General features: G+C 44.4%; 18 protein-coding genes. 6 read left to right on the top strand and 12 right to left on the bottom strand.

What is annotated here, in order from left to right; genetic code table 11:
* The coding region (locus tag J7E35_RS13830; protein WP_214780615.1) for a hypothetical protein at positions 1-783 on the top strand (783 nt) is incomplete at its 5' end.
* 603 nt (positions 784-1386) lie between these two features.
* Here J7E35_RS13830 and J7E35_RS13825 read toward each other — a convergent pair.
* The 5 genes from J7E35_RS13825 to nirB all read right to left on the bottom strand — a co-directional run bounded on the left by J7E35_RS13825 (position 1387) and on the right by nirB (position 7319).
* Entirely contained in the window at positions 1387-2013 is a 627-nt protein-coding gene (locus J7E35_RS13825) for an NAD(P)-binding protein (RefSeq protein ID WP_214780613.1), read from the bottom strand.
* Between the two features lie 196 nt (positions 2014-2209).
* A complete protein-coding gene (locus tag J7E35_RS13820) occupies positions 2210-2938 on the bottom strand; it encodes a sirohydrochlorin chelatase (protein ID WP_214780611.1) in 729 nt (242 codons plus the stop codon).
* A 27-nt stretch (positions 2939-2965) separates the two neighbouring features.
* Positions 2966-4426 carry a uroporphyrinogen-III C-methyltransferase gene (gene cobA / locus J7E35_RS13815; protein ID WP_214780609.1) on the bottom strand — a complete coding sequence of 487 codons (1461 nt, stop codon included), beginning with the start codon at positions 4424-4426 and terminating at the stop codon, positions 2966-2968.
* A gap of 134 nt (positions 4427-4560) precedes the next feature.
* A complete protein-coding gene (locus tag J7E35_RS13810) occupies positions 4561-4881 on the bottom strand; it encodes a nitrite reductase (NAD(P)H) small subunit (RefSeq protein ID WP_214780671.1) in 321 nt (106 codons plus the stop codon).
* 14 nt (positions 4882-4895) lie between these two features.
* Complete coding sequence (nirB, locus tag J7E35_RS13805) at positions 4896-7319, bottom strand: nitrite reductase large subunit NirB (protein ID WP_214780607.1); 2424 nt, start codon at positions 7317-7319, stop codon at positions 4896-4898.
* Between the two features lie 259 nt (positions 7320-7578).
* Here nirB and J7E35_RS13800 point away from each other — a divergent pair, with 259 nt between their 5' ends.
* Positions 7579-7947: a DUF948 domain-containing protein gene (locus J7E35_RS13800; protein ID WP_214780605.1), complete on the top strand. Its 369-nt coding sequence runs from the start codon at positions 7579-7581 to the stop codon at positions 7945-7947.
* Between the two features lie 216 nt (positions 7948-8163).
* The gene (locus J7E35_RS13795; protein ID WP_214780603.1) at positions 8164-10542 is read left to right on the top strand and encodes a M14 family zinc carboxypeptidase; all 2379 of its coding nucleotides are present in this window, start codon (positions 8164-8166) and stop codon (positions 10540-10542) included.
* Positions 10543-10577: 35 nt separating this feature from the next.
* Here the strand turns inward: J7E35_RS13795 and J7E35_RS13790 are convergent, their stop codons facing one another.
* From J7E35_RS13790 to J7E35_RS13760, 7 genes are all read right to left on the bottom strand, one after another.
* A complete protein-coding gene (locus J7E35_RS13790; RefSeq protein ID WP_214780601.1) occupies positions 10578-11006 on the bottom strand; it encodes a hypothetical protein in 429 nt (142 codons plus the stop codon).
* A gap of 86 nt (positions 11007-11092) precedes the next feature.
* Entirely contained in the window at positions 11093-12283 is a 1191-nt protein-coding gene (locus J7E35_RS13785) for a M14 family metallopeptidase (protein WP_214780600.1), read from the bottom strand.
* Between the two features lie 86 nt (positions 12284-12369).
* Entirely contained in the window at positions 12370-12939 is a 570-nt protein-coding gene (locus J7E35_RS13780; RefSeq protein ID WP_214780599.1) for a TetR/AcrR family transcriptional regulator, read from the bottom strand.
* Positions 12940-12953: 14 nt separating this feature from the next.
* Positions 12954-13661 (bottom strand): MBL fold metallo-hydrolase, encoded by a 708-nt coding sequence (locus J7E35_RS13775; protein ID WP_214780598.1) that lies wholly within the window; start codon positions 13659-13661, stop codon positions 12954-12956.
* A 361-nt stretch (positions 13662-14022) separates the two neighbouring features.
* On the bottom strand, positions 14023-14745 hold the full coding sequence (locus J7E35_RS13770; protein ID WP_214780597.1) for an amino acid ABC transporter ATP-binding protein: 723 nt from the start codon (positions 14743-14745) through the stop codon (positions 14023-14025).
* Positions 14742-15398 (bottom strand): amino acid ABC transporter permease, encoded by a 657-nt coding sequence (locus tag J7E35_RS13765; protein WP_214780596.1) that lies wholly within the window; start codon positions 15396-15398, stop codon positions 14742-14744. The genes J7E35_RS13770 and J7E35_RS13765 overlap by 4 nt, the downstream gene beginning before the upstream one ends.
* A gap of 257 nt (positions 15399-15655) precedes the next feature.
* Positions 15656-16474 (bottom strand): basic amino acid ABC transporter substrate-binding protein, encoded by an 819-nt coding sequence (locus tag J7E35_RS13760; RefSeq protein ID WP_214780594.1) that lies wholly within the window; start codon positions 16472-16474, stop codon positions 15656-15658.
* 171 nt (positions 16475-16645) lie between these two features.
* Between J7E35_RS13760 and J7E35_RS13755 the strand changes: the two genes are divergently transcribed.
* The 3 genes from J7E35_RS13755 to J7E35_RS13745 all read left to right on the top strand — a co-directional run bounded on the left by J7E35_RS13755 (position 16646) and on the right by J7E35_RS13745 (position 19335).
* Positions 16646-17020, top strand: a complete 375-nt coding sequence (locus J7E35_RS13755) for a VOC family protein (protein ID WP_214780592.1) — start codon at positions 16646-16648, stop codon at positions 17018-17020.
* A gap of 175 nt (positions 17021-17195) precedes the next feature.
* Positions 17196-18410: an MFS transporter gene (locus J7E35_RS13750; protein ID WP_214780589.1), complete on the top strand. Its 1215-nt coding sequence runs from the start codon at positions 17196-17198 to the stop codon at positions 18408-18410.
* A gap of 145 nt (positions 18411-18555) precedes the next feature.
* Positions 18556-19335 (top strand): formate/nitrite transporter family protein, encoded by a 780-nt coding sequence (locus J7E35_RS13745; protein ID WP_214780668.1) that lies wholly within the window; start codon positions 18556-18558, stop codon positions 19333-19335.
* Positions 19336-19363 lie beyond the last annotated feature (28 nt).

Genomic DNA, 19363 nt, shown 5'->3' with positions numbered 1-19363 from the left:
GAAGAAGACGTCACTGAAGAAGACGTTACTGAAGAAGACGTTACTGAAGAAGACGTCACTGAAGAAGAAACAGAAGTTTCTCCTTCTATCGCTAACAAAATGAAGTCAAGTGCTTTCAATGCAAGCGATGTTGCTAAAGAGAAAGCTAACGAAAACTCTGCTGTTGCTTTGTCTGTTGAAGTCAGTGAAGAAGAAGTTGCTGAAGAAGGTGTCACTGAAGAAGACGTCACTGAAGAAGACGTTACTGAAGAAGATGTGACCGAAGAAGATGTCACTGAAGAAGATGTCACTGATGAAGACGTCACTGAAGAAGACGTTACTGAAGAAGATGTCACTGAAGAAGACGTTACTGAAGGAGACGTTACTGAAGAAGACGTTACTGAAGAAGACGTTACTGAAGAAGACGTTACTGAAGAAGACGTTACTGAAGAAGACGTTACTGAAGAAGAAACAGTAGTATCTCCTTCTATTGCTAACAAAATGAAGTCTAAAGCCTTCAATGCAAGCGATATCGCTAAAGAGAAAGCTAACGAAAACTCTGCTGTTGCTTTGTCTGTTGAAGTTACAGAAGAAGTCGTTACTGATGAAACTGCTGCTGAAGAAGTGACTGAAGAAGCTAAAGTTAACCCTTCTGCTGCTAATAAAGCTGCGTCTAAAGCGAGTGAATATGCAAGTGAAATCGCGAAGAAATTTGCTGCATTGATTTCTGCTGTCTTTGCAGTATTTGAAAAAGCACCTGAAGAAACTCCTGAAGAAGTTATCGTCGAAGCAGAAAAAAAATAATAGGATATAGTATCCTGGAAAGGACTTCCGCACTTGCTGGAAGTCCTTTTTATTCCTAATGAACCAGATTCCTTGTCGTCTGCGGACTGTCTATCAGCCAGTTATTTTCTTCGTTGGCAACGATCAGTTCGTTGATATCATATGTATTGTAATATTTCTCTTTTATGAAGGCTGTTTTCGTAAAGATTGTTGTTAAAATCCTAAAGCTGATTTTAACGTATTATAAGGCCATTTTGCAGGTCGGTATTAAGTTGGCATGCTCTTTTCTTACAAAGGAGTCAATTTTGCGAAGAAAAATGGGTCATTTAATTTTATTTTGTAGTCAAAAGCAACAAAGTTTGAGAAAAGAGCCTTTATGAACGGTTCACTTTCCATGAGTTTGAGTGCTTCATCAATATCATCTCAATTCAGGATGATCATTGCTTGCTCGTTATTTTTAAACGGTCCGCCAACCATCAGTTTCCCTTCCTGGTTTAAATTTCTAAGGTGTTCAATATGCCTTGTCAACAGGCTTGGTTCCATTTTGCCTTTCCTTTTATCTTTTACCTTAATAAAATGGACTTTTAAACAAAAAAAAGGGAAGTAATTGTGCGCATTCGCGCTTTACCTCCCCTCCTCACGTATCGCTTCTTCAAGCAACCTGGCAAACCTTTCTTCTCGATAGGGCTCCTTTAGGAAACTCTCGTCTGCTATTGTTCTCAGAAGCTTCCTTCTTACTGTTTCATCTTTGACAGCCGCCTTGATTTCTTTACGGCTGGATGCCAGGAACTCCAGGTAGCTCTCATATTGTTCATCAAACATCTGCTCCAGCTGGCGGCAAATCTTTTTTGCCAGTACCGGACTTGCTCCCGATGTAGAGACGGCAATGGTCAATTTGCCTCTTTTCATGACGGATGGGACCTGGAAGTCCGATTCTTCAGGATGATCTGCAAGATTAACCAATTGATATGGTGCTGCATCCCTTTTAACTGCCAGATTCGTCTCTCGGTCATTAGTGGCGGCAACGATGAGCAAAGCTCCTTCAAGATCTTCCTTTGCATAGCACTTAGGCCGCCAGGAAATTTCGCCTGTTTCGGATAGCCGCAGCAATTCACTTGTTAATTCCGGGCTCACCACCTTCACTTTCGCTCCAGCATCCAGTAATCCATAGATTTTACGTTGAGCGACTCTGCCCCCGCCAATCACAACGACATTCCGATCCCGTATCCGTACATTTATAGGGTATATCATGCTTTCACTCTCCATTTATTGACGTTGTTGCCTGCGAATTATATTTTATTAGCGGAGTTCACAACTTTATTGGCGAAAATATAATTTTATTGGCGGTTTTCACAACTTTATTGGCGAAAATAATAATTTATTTGTGATGTTCACAAATTTATTGGCGATGTTCACAATTCTATTAGCCAAAACCGTATTTCTAAGTTTACCTTACTCTTGCTTCATCAACTCTTTGCAGAAGCAGTTCACCCAGACGTTCATCAAAGCCTACTGGTTCGCACAGGACAATTTCTTTTTCCGAATATTGAACCAACACATTGTTTACTGTTTCCTCTATTTTAGCGGTAAAACCGCCTGTATACAGCAAAAATGGCAAAATATAAATCTTTGATGACGAGTCGCTTCCCAAGAGCTTTTCTTCATAAAATGGCTGTGTTGTTATATAGCCAGTATCAACTCTGGCCGAGACTTTCTCCTGCACCCTGTCTGCCAGCTTCTCGAATTCCACCGCAGCCAGGGGATCCCTGCTGCCATGTCCGACGAGCAGGACGGTCTCTGAGTTTATATCTGAAAACCCTTGTTTATTTAATCGGTCCAGAACGATTTCCAGTATTGTTTCATTTACTCCAAGCGGCTCGCCATAGAATATCTTTATTTCTGGATACTTTTGTTTTACCCTATCCAATTCAGCCGGAATGTCTACATTTGCATGGATTCCCGGAAGCAGCAATACCGGAACTACGATTATTGATGATGCTCCCTTTAAAATACATGCTTCCACCGCTTCGAAAATGGTTGGCCGAGCATTTTCAAGGAATCCATAGGCTGTATTCGTACTCTTCCCTGTGGATATTACCTTCTCGATGAATGAAACAAACACCTTGTTTCCTTGCTCACTTCTGCTGCCATGGCTGATGTATACTGTTGCTTCCATATCTTTCTCTCCTTTAAAACAAATCCATTACACGAATGCCAGCTCAGATTCTTTATTGGCCAAACAATCGACCACAGCGGTTTTATCCGGCGCCTCCAACACATTACCAGCTGCAATGCCATATTCCCCTGCAGTCTCTGCCGTCTTAACTCCCATGCAAACAATGTTTGCTGTTTTCAACAGCTGCTGCGGAATGAGCTCCTTGAGGACCCCTTCTTCAATCATTGTTTTGACAGATCTGCTGCTTGGCAAAATAACTGTGTTGACAGAAGCTTCATCAAATACTCTTTTAAAAATTGGCGTGAATTGCTCGTCAATGACCTTTTTGGATGTTACGAACCTTTCAGCATGAGGATACTTGTAGGCTGTATCACTGTCACCTACGATTAACAGCTTTCCATATTGAGACATCTTCACATCCACTTCTGCCAAAAAGCCCTTTTCATTCAATGCCTTGACAGACTTTGTTGAACAGCCGTAAAAGTCTGCTTTCACCCTTCTGATATCGATGCCTTCTGAAAATAAGATTTCGAAGAATTCTCCGACACTTTCAGGAGAGGTAAAAAGGATTTTTTCGTATTCTGGAATTCTGTCGATCACCGCCTGATCCGCTGGCAGTGAAATCTTTTTCCATTTCGGGAATTCAATCACATCTGCTCCCTGCTCCATCAATTCCTTCGCCAGTTCACTCTCATCCGTTCCTGTTCGGGCAAGTAATATTTGTTTACCAAACAAAGGTTTCTTTTCAAACCAGTTCAACTTCTTTCGAAGCGATACAATGTCACCAACAAGAGTGATGGCAGGGTTGGTAAAATTCACTTCCTTCGCTTTGGAGGCAATATTGGACAGAGTTCCCTCCAAAGTCTGCTGCCGGGAGAAGGTTCCCCATTGGATGAGGATCACCGGGGTGTCCTCCGCTTTTCCATGCTTGATCAAATTTTCGCTGATATACGGAAGATTTGAAATCCCCATGTAAAAGGCAATGGTGTCAATGCCCGTGGCAAGCCCTTTCCAATCCAGTTTCGGCTGGCCATTTTCAGATTTATCATGGGCAGTCACCACCGCGAAGGATTCGCCAAATTCACGGTGTGTGACGGGAATTCCTGCATATAGCGGTGCAGATATTCCTGAAGTGATTCCCGGTACAATGTCAAAGGAAAGGCCATTTTTGGCCAAAGCAGCTGCTTCCTCGCCTACGCGCCCAAATACGCCAGGATCGCCGCCCTTGAGACGGACAACGATTTTTCCTTCAAGCACTTTTTCAACCAGAAGGTCGTTGATCATTTCCTGGCGAAGGACGTGCCGATCCGGAAGCTTGCCGCAGTAAATCAGCTCGCAATCTGCAGGAGCATAATCCAGCAGTTTCGGATTGGCAAGGCGGTCATATAGAATGACCTGAGCCTTTTTGATGGCTTCCATCCCCTTAACTGTGATCAGCTGTACGTCTCCCGGCCCGGCTCCGACTAAAAATGCTCTTCCTTTTTTCATTGTGTTCCCGCCCTTTCAATGCTGTATAAAGTATAAACTTTTCACAATTAGATTAGTGTCCAGCTCCAGCTCCAGCGCCTAGCCCCTCGAAGCGCTTCTGCCTTTCATTGAGAGGGAAGGTTCCCCCACTTAGGTCATATTGTTATATACACTTCATTTTCGATTACTTCAACATGATACGTTTTTACTTCGCCTGTATCCGGAGCCTGAACTTTTCCGTCTTCCAGGGAAATCTTCAGGTCGTAGACTGGACAGTAGATATACTTCCCGCTTACGAGTGCATCGGCAAGGGTCCCGCCTTTTCTGTGGGGACTGCGGTTCTCAACCGCTTTGACATCTCCATTGGATATCCTGAACAAGACGATGTTCTCGCCATTTACTGTAACCGCCTGCCCTACGCCTACAGGAAGGGAATCATAATCCGCCAGCTTGATTCTCAACATTGTTTCCTGCATCATCATCCATCCTCCTATTCAACCGTTACGTTGCGTACTTGATAGTACTTTTCTTTTATACCTTTATCAGCGATGGCTTCTTGCCATGGCTCGTTATATCGCTCCAATGTCTTATCCAGTCTTTCATTCAACTGCTTTCTCATGTTCTCATCGGCGAGGACTTCCTTGATATGTTCAAATCCCATCCTTTCAAGCCAAGGTGCTGTCCTTTCAAGATATGCAGCTGTTTCACGGTAGTATTGGAGATATGCTCCTGTTATTTCCAATGCCTCTTCTTTTGTCTTAACGGTCTCAAGCAGATCGGCAGCACGCAGGTCTGTTCCGCCATTTCCGCCGATATATATTTCCCAGCCGCCATCGACTCCGACAAAGCCAATATCCTTGATTCCGGATTCCGCACAGTTCCTTGGGCAAGCAGAAACTCCCATCTTGACCTTATGCGGTGTATCAAGGCGCTCAAACTTTTTCTCGAGCTCAATTCCAAGTCCCATTGAATCCTGAGTTCCAAAACGGCAGAACTTTTCGCCAACACAGGTTTTTACGGTACGCAATGTTTTTCCGTACGCATAGCCTGATGGCATCCCCAAGTCTTCCCACATTGCAGGAAGATCCTCTTTGTTGACACCGAATAGGCCAATCCTCTGTCCGCCCGTCAGTTTTACCAAAGGTACGTCGTACTTCTCGGCAACTTCTGCAATTTTCTTCAGGTCTGCAGCAGTCGTTACACCGCCATACATTCTTGGAACAACTGAATATGTCCCATCCTTCTGGATGTTGGCATGCATTTTCTCATTAACCAGCCTTGAATCCCGTTCATCCTTATAGCCGTCAAAATTGACCATACCAAGGTAATAGTTGATCGCCGGACGGCATTTCGAACATCCTTCTTCCTGGGACCAGCCCAGAACATTCATGACTTCCCTGACATTCGTCAGGCCTTTTGCCCTGATTTCGGCGACTATTTCGTCTTTGCTTAAAGTTGTGCACCCGCAAATCCCTGCTTTTTTCACCGAAGTATCATATTGGTCGCCAAGCGTGTATGCGAGGATGTCAGATATGAGCGATTTACATCTTCCGCATGAACGGCCTGCATTTGTGCAGCCGCCCACTTCTTCAACAGTAGTCAACTCATTAGTACGGATTGCGTCGACAATCGTTCCTTTTGTGACACCATTACAGCCGCAGACAAGCTCGTCATCAGCCATCGCCGCTGCATCGCCTGCTTCTCCACCGCCACAGCAGCCGTTTGCTTCTAGAATTGAAACACTAGTCATTCCGCTGATGTCTTCTCTTTTCGTCAGCATCCTGAACAGTCGGTTGCTGTCCTTTGTGTCCCCATAAAGTACAATCCCGGCAATCCGGTTATCCCGAATGACAATTTTCTTATAGATTCCATCAAACTCATTGTGGACCTTGATTGATTTAGTTCCTTCGTCATCACCGATTTCACCTGCTGAGAACAAATCACAGCCAGATACCTTCAGCTGGGTGCCGCAAATCGTTCCTTCATAAGGGTTAGCCGGAATCCCCGCAAGGTTAGCTGCAAGTACTTTTCCCTGTTCATACAGCGGTGCCACAAGGCCATAAACGATTTCTCTATGTTCAGCACATTCCCCGACGGCATATATATTCGGCACATCTGTCTCCATATAATCATTGACGACAATCCCTCTGTTAACATAAATGCCGCTGTCTTTGGCCAGCTGGACATTAGGGCGGATGCCGACAGCCATGACGACAAGATCCGCCTGTATTTCGGAACCATCAGAGAATCTGAGTCCGGCTACTCTCTCGTCTCCTAGAATTTCCGCGGTCTGCTTTTCAAGCATGAAATTCATGCCCTGGTTTTCAAGTTCTTTTTTCAGCATTCCAGAAGCTGTTTCATCAAGCTGTCTTTCCATCAGATGCGGCATCAAATGGACAACATCGACTTCCATGCCCAAATTCAGCAACCCTCTAGCCGCTTCCAGGCCTAGCAGCCCGCCGCCAATTACAGCAGCCTTTTTATACTGTTTGGAATCTTTGATCATCATTTCACAATCATGGATGTCACGAAACCCGACTACTCCCTTTTTTTCAGATCCGGGCACAGGAAGAATAAACGAGCTGGAGCCTGTAGCGATGATCAACTCATCATAATCTACCAGGCGTCCCTGATCAGATAGGACCTGCTTCTTCCGCTTGTCTATCCCGACTACTGCTTCCCCTGTATGAAGCTGGATGCTGTTACTCTTGTACCAATTCCAGTCATTCATGATGATGTCCTCGATTGACTTATCTCCCTGAAGGACAGTGGACAACATAATTCTATTGTAGTTAGGATGTGGCTCATTCCCAAAGATAGTGATCTCATATCCATCTGGCTGAAGTTTAAGCAATTCTTCAATCGTCCTTACTCCTGCCATTCCGTTTCCTATCATGACTAGTTTCTTTTTCATCTCGTTTGTCCTCCCATAGTTAAAGCTTCTGTTCCGGAGTTTTCATTAATGATATTTCCTCTATGTATACATTGTATTGTGATTTGAGGTTCCTGTTTGTGAAGTTCGTCACACTTCAGATAATGCATGTTCACTATTTCACAAATACTTCAAAATTAACAATTTTAGGCTGTATGTAAAAATCAGTTATTCTTCGGCTGAAATAGGGTAATCAATATGTAAATGATATTTATTCGCAAGCTGGAAAGGAGGCTTATTTATGATCATTGTATATATAAGTATCGCTGTCATCGTGGCTGCCCTCGGTTACCTGGGATATGTTGCATATAAAACATTTAAAGACGCCAAGCCAACGATTGATAGTCTTCAGGAGACAGCCACACGGGTCCAAAATAAAACGAATGCAATCAAAGAAGAAACTGATTCACTAAAGTTTAAACAGCAAAAGCTGATGACTGATTTTGAAAAGAAAAAGAAAGCTGTCAAAACCGTTGTTTTTTCAGTAAAACAGACACCGGTAGAATTCAAGAACGCACTTGTTGCAAAACCTGTCGCTGAACTTGAACAGAAGTATAAAGCAAGACAGTGGAACCGCAAGCGTCGCAACCGAACAATGCAGCCACAATAAAACAGGGCAACTCGCCCTGTTTTTTATTTGTCTCTGCCTGGTGACTATCTTCCTACATCTCCCTTTCGATTTATTTCCCAATATCGCTGGACCCAAGGAGTATCAACATTTATATTCCCGAGAATAAAAATTAGGAAATTCGTACGATTGCCGAAATAATAATTAATATTTAATATGTATAAATATACAAAAAAACTACATTCGGAGGATACATAAATGAAGAATAAAAAAATTATTTCTGGTGTGGTAGCTGCAAGTTTGCTAGCATCCTCACCATGGACGCCGGCGCTTGCTGAGTCTTTAAGCTGGAGTTATGTAAATGCATACGAAGAAAAGGACGGCAGCCTATTCAACAGCGAAAACTATGATTTTATGAAATTCTCGGAAATCGGCGATAAGCTTGCCCAAATCGAGAAGCAATCCAACCGAGTGAAAGTCGAAGTAAAAGGTCAGTCATCAACAGGACAGCCTCTTTATGTCGTGACCATCGCTTCCCCGGACTCACAGGGCAAGTTCGGCAAGATCCAGGCTTTAAGAAAACAAATGTTCAAAAACCCTCAAAAAGCTCAGGACTGGATTGACAATAACCCAGACTTCAAAGTGCCCATCATGATCAATGGCTCCATCCATGGTACCGAGTTTATCGGCAGTGATGCGGTCATGCAGCTGATCGAGCGCTTTGCACTTGAGAATGACGACACCACGAAAGAAATCCTGGAAAATAACATCTTGATTTTCAATGTTGTCCAGAATCCTGATGGACGGATTGATGCTACACGTTTCAACGGAGAAGGTATCGATTTGAACCGTGACTTCATCACCCAGTCACAGCCGGAAACCCAGGAAACTGTAGCCCTGATCAAGGAATGGAATCCAATGGTCTTCCTAGATACTCACGGTTATGTTAAAAATTATGCACCGAACAAGCAGGGTCTTATTGAACCATGTACTGTTCCGCATAATCCTAATTATGAATATGATCTATATCAAAAATGGGCTATGGGTCTGGCTGAAGCAATGGAAACTGAAATCATGTCCGACAAGGAAAGCTTCTCAGGCAGTCTCTATCAGTCAATGGAAGGAACCTACATTCCTCAGCGTGACGACGCGGAAGGCTGGGATGATTATCCGCCAATCTTCACTCCGATGTACGCAATGTACCATGGTGCTTACGGCCACACACTTGAAGCGCCAACAAATGATGAAGATGGCGTTCGCTGGATGTATGACGCCATCATGGGTGCCCTGAAAAATGCTACGGATAACAAGCAGGAAATGATCAAGGACCAAATCGAAATGTTCGAGCGAGGCATCAACTTTGACCACCCATTCCATGAAGAAGGCTTCTTTCCGACAGCCTATGTACTCCCAGTTGATTCCGAAGATCCAACTGTAACTCAAAAAGCAGTCAATCACCTGTTGAAAAATGACATTGAAGTTGTCCAGGCGTCCAAAGCTTTTACAGCGGACGGACAGCTTTACCCAAAAGGGACATATATCGTTAAAATGGATCAGGCAAAAGCCGGCCTTGCCAATACGATGCTATGGGATGGCGAGGACATCACTGAAGATGTGGATGCCATGTACGATATTTCAGCATGGAGCCTGCCAGAGCTCTGGGGCTTCGACGCAATTGCGGTCCAAAGCGATTTTGATCTAACAGCGGCTAATGTGAACCATTTACAAGAACAGGGTTCTGTCAGCGGCAAAGGGCCATTCTTGATCCCGAACAGTTCAGTAAAAGCTGTTAACCTGGTGAATACGCTTCTTCAGCAAGGCGTTTCTGTAAAACGCGATTCTGAAGGCAATTTTTACACAGAAGCAGCGGCGAATGTGATTTCAACAGCCGTAAAAGAATCTGGTTTACACATTGAATCAGCAAAGGTTCCGGCTGATGTGGTTGAGGTCAACGACATGAAGGTTGCGATCTTGAAGGATGGCGGCATGAACAAGGCCCAGTCTCATTCGGGTACAAAACTCGCTCTGAAACGTCTTGGCTTCGCTGTTACTGAAGTAGCCCCTGCAGACGTTGCAGAAAAAGGTCTTTCCGGCTTTGATGTATTTGTTTACAGCGGGACTGAAGGTTTGATTGCCAAAACTCAATCACGACCAGGCAATAAAGAGTTCGGGTTCAAAAATCCAGCTCAGTTTGATAGTTTCAAAGCTAATGTAGAAGAATTTTTAAATAATGGCGGAAAATATATCGCTGTTGGGGCTGGTGCCTCCCTCGCGACAAAGACATTGGGACTTACTGATGATGATATTGTCGTGGCTGGCTACAGCAGCAATGGTATCGCAAAGGTTGATTACAGCGGCGAAGGTGTGAGTGGAGGATATGGCGAGGATGATCTCGGTTTTGTTTACCGTCCTGTCTGGTATGAAAACACCGATAATGATGAAGTATCCGCAACATTCGATGACAACGCCGACTTCTTTGTAGCTGGCCACTGGAAAAACAACAGTGAAGCACAGGGCAAGGCAGTCATCGTGAAAGAACAGGATAAGGATGTTACGATGATTGGCCTTGAAGCTGGTTTTCGTGACCATACCGATTATCTGTTCCGGCTTCTTTCCAACAGCATTTTTGAAAAATAAGCGATAAAGCATCGGGCCCTTGCCCGATGCTTTTGTTAGTTATTAGAATAGTATTTTTCCAGCAGCAGATAATCCTTCGTTTTTTGGATCTCAACATTCTTCGCTAAAGCAAATTCTTCAAGCTCAGCTTTCAGTTGTTCGCTGTTAAAATAGGCAACACTGAAGTTGAATCCTCCCCTTACCTTCACCACCGCATTCTTCATCGACCAGCCAATCCGGCAGAATTTTATTTTATTGATTTTCTCTGGCGTCAGAATCCTACGGTAAATCGTGAATTTAAAGAGTTTGATTTTATATTCAAGTTGCTCTGAGGTAATCGTTAATTGGACTTGATGCAAAGTAACTACTAGCCAGGCAAGAGTGATTGAAAACCGGAACATCCAGCTTAAATTGGGAAGGATGAACACGCTTATTAAAATGATTCCCCATAAAATATTTTTTGATATATTTCCTGAATAAGTCAACTAATCCACCCCTAACCTTTTTATTTTACCAGATACATCCAAATACTTGTATAGAAAAAGACCACCTTTTCAGGTGATCTGCTTTTTCATAGATAAAGTCCTGCAAGGAAGATTCCCAGGGCTTCTTCATATATCTCATCGAATTGGGACAGCGGCAGCGGATTTATGCCGAAACCAAGTTCCACAGTAAAACCTGGCCGGCGCCAATCCTGGATGAACCAGTCTTTATAGCCGGCATAACTCTCAATCGTTTTTACCGGCTGATAGCCGCTCACCCGGGCAAATTCATTGACCATTGTCTCTGATTCAGGCGGCTCAAGGTTTTCAAAGCCCCAGTAAATGACCTCTCCCTGGGTATGGAAAGCCAGAACCCGGGCAAAATCACGCCTTCTTGTCATCTCTGCCATCGCAATCGCTTCCGGCTCGGATAATGGATTTGGCCCAACATAGTCCCTTGGGCCCGGCTGACTTGGGTTGCGTTCTTTTTCAAGCTCCCATTTTGCCGGGAACTGGTCGTTGAGATCCACCCCTCTGATGTTCGCCTTCCATCCGCTGAAATCGAGGCTTCCTCGATTCAATTCTACTACTCTTTCATTCCATGGCTCTGCTTCAGGCGGCCCATTGAGCACAAGATCGACACCATCAGGATTCACCATCGGCACAATCGATAATGTTGTCTGTCCATAGAAGTTCTGCATGGACAGGCCGCGAATGGATGACTTATTTGTCAAAGCCAGCAGATAGTCGTTCAGGAAAGTCATGATGATGGGAGTGGTAATCCACTCATTCGCATGGAAAGACCCATTATAGTGAACCCGTTTATTTCCATTACCGATCAAGGTTTCCGGGATACTTTTACCTAAAACAGAGTTGCCAATCGATGGCACCCTCATGAACGGATAGACATTTTCCAAACGTCTTAAATCACTTATCAATGAGGCATAATCATAGTTCTTCTTACCCTGGACAATTCGCCAGGTGATTCTTAGCGGAACCTTGACCATCTGTCCGATGTACAGTCCATTCGGATTAATATTTCGGTTGGCCAGCAGCAGCGCATCCACCTGCAGGTTTCTGCTTTGGGCAATTTTCCAAAGGGTATCCCCTGCACGGATCCGATAATCCACCGCTGCAAAACCAGGAACCCTCACCGTCTGTCCCACATCCAGGGCATTTGGGTCGATATCACGGTTGGAATCTATAATCAACTGGAGAGGGATGTTGAAAATATTGCTGAAATACCAAAAGGAGTCTCCTCTTCTCACATATATATCCATAGTGTGCCTCCTGTTCTTTCAAAGTTGCATCTATAGATATGTATATGAGTAGCTTTGGAATCTATTTCAGAAGATGAAAATTCGCTTTATTTTTTCAAGCCCCTGATAAAAGCAGTGACTGCCAGCTGGTAACTTTCATCCAAATCAAGCGGCATCCCGAAACCACCTCTTTGCTCCAGCGATGCAAACCCATGCATCAGGCTTCTTAACCCGCGGACAGCATGGATCGCTTCTTCTTCTAAAAGTTCAAAAGGCTCGATAGCAGACACGACGAGTTCCACGATTTTTTTGCCGGCGTCATGAACATGCTCATCCGCTGGATCAGGGGCTGATAAGGCGAACTCGTACAATCCTGGATTTCTCCTGGCGAAGGTTAAATAGGCCTGGCTTAATGCCATTACTGCTTCGTCCCCATGAGACTTGCCTTCCGCTTCTTCTGCCAGGCTGTTGAAGAGTTTTTCAAGAGAAAAAATAGTCAGTTCTTTTTTGATACCTGGCAGACCGTCAAAGTGATTGTATAGAGAAGGCGGTTTAATATTTAGCTTCTTGGCAAGCAGTGCAAGAGTGATATACTCACTTCCATGCTCATTCGCAAGCTCAGCAGCTGCAATCATAATTGTATTTTTATCAAGTGCAATTTTCGGTCTTGGTGACATGTTTTCGAACTCCTTTATTTTGTAAAAGCTGCTTCCGCTTTTTGAATGGCTTTTTCGATAGGTGCTGAAGGATTCCCAAGCAGGTCTCCGTGCCCAACCGCGAGAAGGTTTGGTCTTAGCTCCCTGATTTTCCGGGCACTTTGAAGGGCAGCTTCCTGGTTCCATGTCGCCATTGCCGGAAAAGGAAACCACGGGATTGTCACCCCTGAGACAGCAGTCCCGCCCCTGGTCTGGAAGGCGTCGCCCGCAATCAACAAATTGGTTCTCCGATCAAGGAATGACATCGATCCAGGTGTGTGTCCTGGAGTTGAGATCGCCAGCAAAGAACCAATTTCATTCCCTTCCTTCAGGAGCATATCCGGCGTTGTTTTAATGTTCTTTGGCACACCGCCGCGAATCTGTGTCTGAGGCTCATTTGAGTCAAGAGAGGTATCACCAGCTAATAGGCGCGAATCGCGGTTAGAAATATAAACCGGAACATCGAGTTTGGCTTTCAGTTCATCAAGCGCCCCAATGTGGTCGCCATGAGCATGGGTCAAAACAATCCGCTTGATTGGTTTTCCGATTTTTTCAGCAGCCTGCAAAATCGGCTTCACGCTATATGGAAGAGCAGCATCAATTAAAGTCAGCCCATCCTCCTCCTCGATAAAATAACAATTCACAGGAAAAAACCTTGGCATGAACGTCAGCTGATATAAATACTCCTCTTTGATCACTCTCATTTTATTCGACCTCCATAAAACTAATATCATTAGTTTTATTTTAACTAATGATATTAGTTTTAGCAATCGTAAATTGGATAAATTTATTTAAATGGCCAGGTTTCCTCACTAATAGTACTTTAATGGCGATATTAAACCGTTTTGATATCAGGTTTCCAGTTGATTGGCAGTGGACTTTTCAGTTTTACTGATGGTCATTTCGGGATGAATGAAATTTATTGAGGGTTGCAAGAGTTTTATTATCGGTTGCCATCAATTTATCGACGGTTTCACAACTTTTATTAACGGTTGTGGCCGATTTATTAACGGTTAACCGTAAAAAAGAAGCCGCGACTATAAAAATCGGGCTTCCTTTTTCAAATTACAATATCTTACTCAAAAACGCTTTCGTCCGCTCATGCTGCGGATTTTCAAAAATCTCATTCGGCTTGTTTTCTTCCACGATCAATCCCCCGTCCATGAAAATGACGCGGTCGCCGACTTCGCGGGCAAAGCCCATTTCATGGGTGACGACAACCATTGTCATTCCTTCACGGGCTAGCTGTTTGATGACCTCTAAAACCTCACCGACCATTTCTGGATCAAGCGCTGAGGTTGGTTCGTCGAACAGCATGATTTTTGGCTCCATCGCCAGGGCGCGGGCGATGGCCACCCGCTGCTTTTGCCCGCCGGATAGTGAGTCTGGGTAGGTCTCTGCTTTGTCCTCGAGTCCTACCTTTTTCAGCAGCTCCATTCCTTTCTCCCTTGCTTGCTGTTCAGGAATACCTCGTACCTTCAGCGGAGCCATCATGATATTTTGAATCACTGTTTTATGCGGAAACAGGTTGAAGTGCTGGAAAACCATTCCGACCTCTTCACGCACTTTGTTGATATCCGAATCCTTATCAGTTATATCGATATCTTCAATAAGCACATGTCCATCCGTAATCGTTTCCAGCAGGTTTATGCAGCGAAGGAAGGTGGATTTACCGGAACCTGATGGACCAATCACCACCACAACCTCCTGGGGCTGGACCTCAACATCTATTCCATTCAAAACCTTGTGGCTGCCAAATGACTTCTGCAGATTAGCGACTTTGATCATTCTGTTTTCAGCCTTCTTTCAAGGAGATTTAGTAAAAAGCTAAGCGAGAGTGTCAGGATGAGATATATGACTGCGGCGGTCAGGTACGGTTCCCAGACGCGGTAATACTGTCCTGCCATTGCCCGGCCCCAGTACATGATTTCAGGAGTCGCGACAATCGCCGCGAGGGATGATTCTTTTATAAGCACGATGAATTCGTTACCCAGAGGAGGAATCATCCGCTTGAAGGCCTGTGGCAAAATCACATACCTCATCGCCTGGACATGGGTCATTCCCAACGACCGGGCAGCCTCCATCTGGCCGCGGTCGATCGACTGGATTCCTGCCCTGAAAATCTCGGCAATATAGGCTGCCGCATTCAGGGACAGTGCGATGATTGTTGCCACAATTCCGTTCGTTTCCCCAATGAGCATTGGAACCACGCCAAAATGAATCAGCAATATTTGTACAAATAGCGGGGTCCCGCGAAAAAAAGTGATATACCAGACAAACGGCCATGTCAGCAGTTTTCGGCGCTGAATCTTGCCGAGCCCGATGAATAGGCCGAGGATTGTCCCAATTAAGATCCCTGCCAATGATAGCCCGATCGTCAGCAGCGTCCCTTTTATTAGATAAGGAGTATATTCAATGATAATATCAAAACGAAAATCCATAGCTTGCCCTCCAAAGCCCCCAGGCCTGGGACTAGATTTTGATGAAGTTTACAATTGCATTGACTGTTGCCTTTTGGACATATCTTGCATTTCTGAAAGGTATCGGGCTCTTTTCGATGTGACTTCTGAACCGGAACTTTATTTTTAATCACTTGGGCTGTAAAAGCAGCTAAGTTTGCGAAAAGAGCTCTACAAAAAAATGCATAACGCTGTTTTCAAGAGTTACGCATCATCGAAGATTCATAGTTTATGAGAAATTACTCTGATGCTTCCTGTTCCGCTTTCAGCATTTCCAGGTTAGGCTCCTGGCCGAACCATTCTAGATAGATTTTTTCATATGTGCCATTCTCGACGATTGTCTTGATTGCTTTATCAAAGTCCGCCTTCAGATTTGTGCCTTTAGGGAACAGGATTCCATAATATTCAGCCTCGAAGCTGCCGCTGTCTTCAATCACCTTCAGCTTTTCATTCGGGTTATTTTTTGCATATACTTCGACTACGCCGTTATCGGCAACGACTGCATCTGCTCCTCCAGAGAGCATTTCCATGATTGCCAGGTTGTTGTTATCGAATTTCTTGATATCCTTGTTGTTCTTGCCAAGGAGCTTATCCATTGCTTCCTGTCCGGTTGTGCCGTTTTGAACAGCCACGACCTTGCCCTTCAGATCTGCAGCGCTTTTAATATCGCTGTCTTCGCGGACAAGGATTTTATTGGTGGATAAGAAATATGGCAATGAAAAGTTATATGTCTGTTTGCGCTCATCATTGATAGAGATCGAGGATACTGCCAGATCAGCTCGCTTGCTCTTGATCTCAACAAAAATCGGATCCCATCCGACATTCTCAAATTTCAGTTCATACCCTGCTTCTTTTGCAGCAGCCTTCAGGAAATCAATGTCGAAACCAACAATCTTGTCACCTTCCATGTACTCAAATGGTGCATATGCTGCGTCCGTGACCACCCTTAATTCCTTCTTCTCAGCCTCGGATCCCCCTCCGCCTGAGCTTGTTCCGCATGCCGAAACTACAAGTGCCATGATTGCCATCATTACAATGGCAAGAAATCTTTTTTTCATTCTGATAGCCCCCTCTTTTAAAAAACGTACAGAACTTTAATAATTTATATGTAATCAGATAGGCCTGTATTACTTTTTATGGTGATAAGAAAAACTTATATTTATAGATTCATACCTTGTTATTTCCTTATGTTTCCTTTTGGATTAAGATTTTATCAGGGAGGGATCAATATGCCATTCAAATTCAAAACGATTGATCATGTACAGCTTGCAGCACCTAAGGGTTCAGAAGATCAGGCCCGGAAGTTTTTCAGGGAAATATTGGGGTTTGAGGAAATTGAAAAGCCGGCAGTGCTGAAAAAGCGTGGCGGCGCATGGTTTAAGTATGGCCATTGCCAAATCCATGTAGGCATTGAGGAGCCATTTGTACCTGCACGCAAAGCACATCCAGCGTTTGAAATCGAAAATATCGAAGGATTGAAAGAACATTTGACTTCATCAGGAGTCGATTATATTAAAGACGAAAATCTGCCAGGTGCGAACAGGATTTATGTCCACGATCCATTTGGCAATCGAATTGAATTGCTCGAATGGATCTCGTACTAAGAAAAATATGCGTAAAAAGCTTACTTAGCTCCGACCGGCGTCAGAGCTAGACAATTTTCGGAATCTGCGTATCCTAAAAAGGCGCTGCTTGCTCGATTGGTTTTCATGCGAGCAAAAATTTGGTATCATATTTAGAAAAGCGAAATATTCGTGCTGAGAAAGAAGTGTTGATGGAATGACCCAGCAGCAAAAGGCGAAACGCAACTTGATGATTATGTGGTTCGCGAATTTCTTTATCGCCGGCAGCATGACAATGGTAATGCCTTTTCTCTCTTTGTACATTGAGACGTTCGGTGATTTTTCAGAAAGGTATGTTCAGAACTGGTCGGGATTGACGTTCGGGATTACATTCGTTACTGCATTTCTATTCTCTCCGGCAATCGGAAGGCTGGGAGACCGGTTCGGCCGAAAAATGATCCTGATATTCATGGCTTTCGGGATGGGTTTTTCGGTTTTCCTGTTAGGATTAGCCAATTCTGTATGGGAATTATTTTTACTTAGGATGTTTATGGGATTATTCTCAGGCTTCATTCCTGTGTCACAGGCTCTGATTTCAACACAGACATCAAAGGAACAGGCCGGCAAGGTATTAGGTACTCTCCAGACAGGCAGTATAACCGGCGCCCTTCTAGGACCGATGATCGGCGGGGTCCTTGCCGATTCTCTAGGCTACGCGGTAACCTTCCAATCAACCTCGGCCTTTATCGTCCTTTCGGGTCTGCTCGTATTCTTTGTCATGGAATACAGAGTCGATATCACAAAAGGAACCAAAACAAATTACAGCCGCAAAGAAGTTCTTCAGCATATCTTCAAAAACCCAATCATGGTGAATGTCTTGCTCATGTCGATGCTTGTCCAGATTGCCCATTTCAGTATCCAGCCAATACTGTCGCTATATGTGGGTGAGCTGCACGGGCCTGAAAACCTCGCCTTCTTTTCAGGAATCGCCTTTTCAGCAGCAGGGCTCGGCAATTTGTTAATGGCACGGAAATGGGGGCAAATTGCCGACCGGGTCGGCTATATAAAAATACTTGTTGTGCTCCTGTTTTTATCAGCGATCATCTATCTGCCAGGGGGTTTTGTGGGTAACATCTGGCAGCTGGTCCTGATCCGGTTCCTGCTCGGAATCACCATCGGCGGAATCATCCCAGTCAGGGTTGCCTACATCCGACAGGAAGCACCGGTGGCCATGCAGGGAGAGGTACTCGGCTACAACACGAGTCTCCGTTTCTTCGGGAACATTGTAGGTCCAATACTTGGCGGTTTTCTTGCGGGTTACTTCGGCTTCACCTCGGTATTCGTCCTGACAAGCGGCCTGCTGCTCGTAAGCGGCATTGTCCTGTTTGCCTCGATGCAGCGCAATCCCCAGTTCGTTAGAGATACATTTTAGCAGGCAAAAAAGACTGGATCTTCACAGATTCAGTCTTTTTTCCATCTATTCAATTTTAGATGGTCAGCCTGGGGAACAATTACATATGGCCAGAAGGTTTAGGACAGAATATGTTCATATTAACGACAGATGTGGTGATTTTGAATTGGAAGTACAAGCATTGGAGGAAGTTGAAAAACTCGCCTTAAAAAAACAGAAGATTTTTAAGCAAAGCAAAATACGTTATCTTGCAAGGGCTGCCCTAGCTTCAATGTTCATAGGCTTTGGCGTAATTGTCGCATTCAAGACGGGGAATCCTTTTTATGTCGAGCATTCCCCCTTTGCCTACCCAATTGCTGCAATCACCTTTGGTGCCGCCATTATCCTGATTGCCTATGGCGGAGGAGACCTGTTCACAGGAAACACGTTTTACTATACATTTACAGCTTTGAGGAAGAAAATGGCCTGGCTGCAGGTGGCCAGGATGTGGATTTACAGCTATATCGGCAATATCATTGGCGCAGCTGCGTTTGCCTTTTTAATCTATACAACAGGATTGTTTGATGATCATTCGGTAAATGGTTTCTTGTTAAGTGTCGCTGAAAAAAAGACACTTGCGCCAACTTCAGAGCTTTTTTTCAGGGGGATTCTCTGTAACTGGCTCGTCTGCCTGGCGTTCTTCCTGCCAATGTCGATGAAGGGCGACGGAGCAAAAATGTTTGCGATGGTGTTTTTTGTCTACTGTTTTTTCATTTCCGGTTATGAGCACAGCATCGCCAATATGTGTACCTTTGCCATCAGCATGGTTTTGGACGACCCTCAGTCTGTTACCTTTGCAGGCGTTATTCATAATTTGATTCCAGTGACGATCGGCAATCTCATAGGCGGAGGTATCATGATGGGCTGGATGTATTACTATGCGAATCGACCGTTTTTTGAAGAATAGGGATACGACAAAATGAAAGCCGGATTTT

Origin of the sequence: Bacillus sp. ISL-45, from assembly GCF_018613195.1 — a bacterium.
In the GTDB taxonomy this organism is placed as follows: Bacteria; Bacillota; Bacilli; order Bacillales; family Cytobacillaceae; genus Mesobacillus.
The sequence above is the reverse complement of the archived record's forward strand: the minus strand, read 5'-3'. Positions and strand labels throughout refer to the sequence as shown.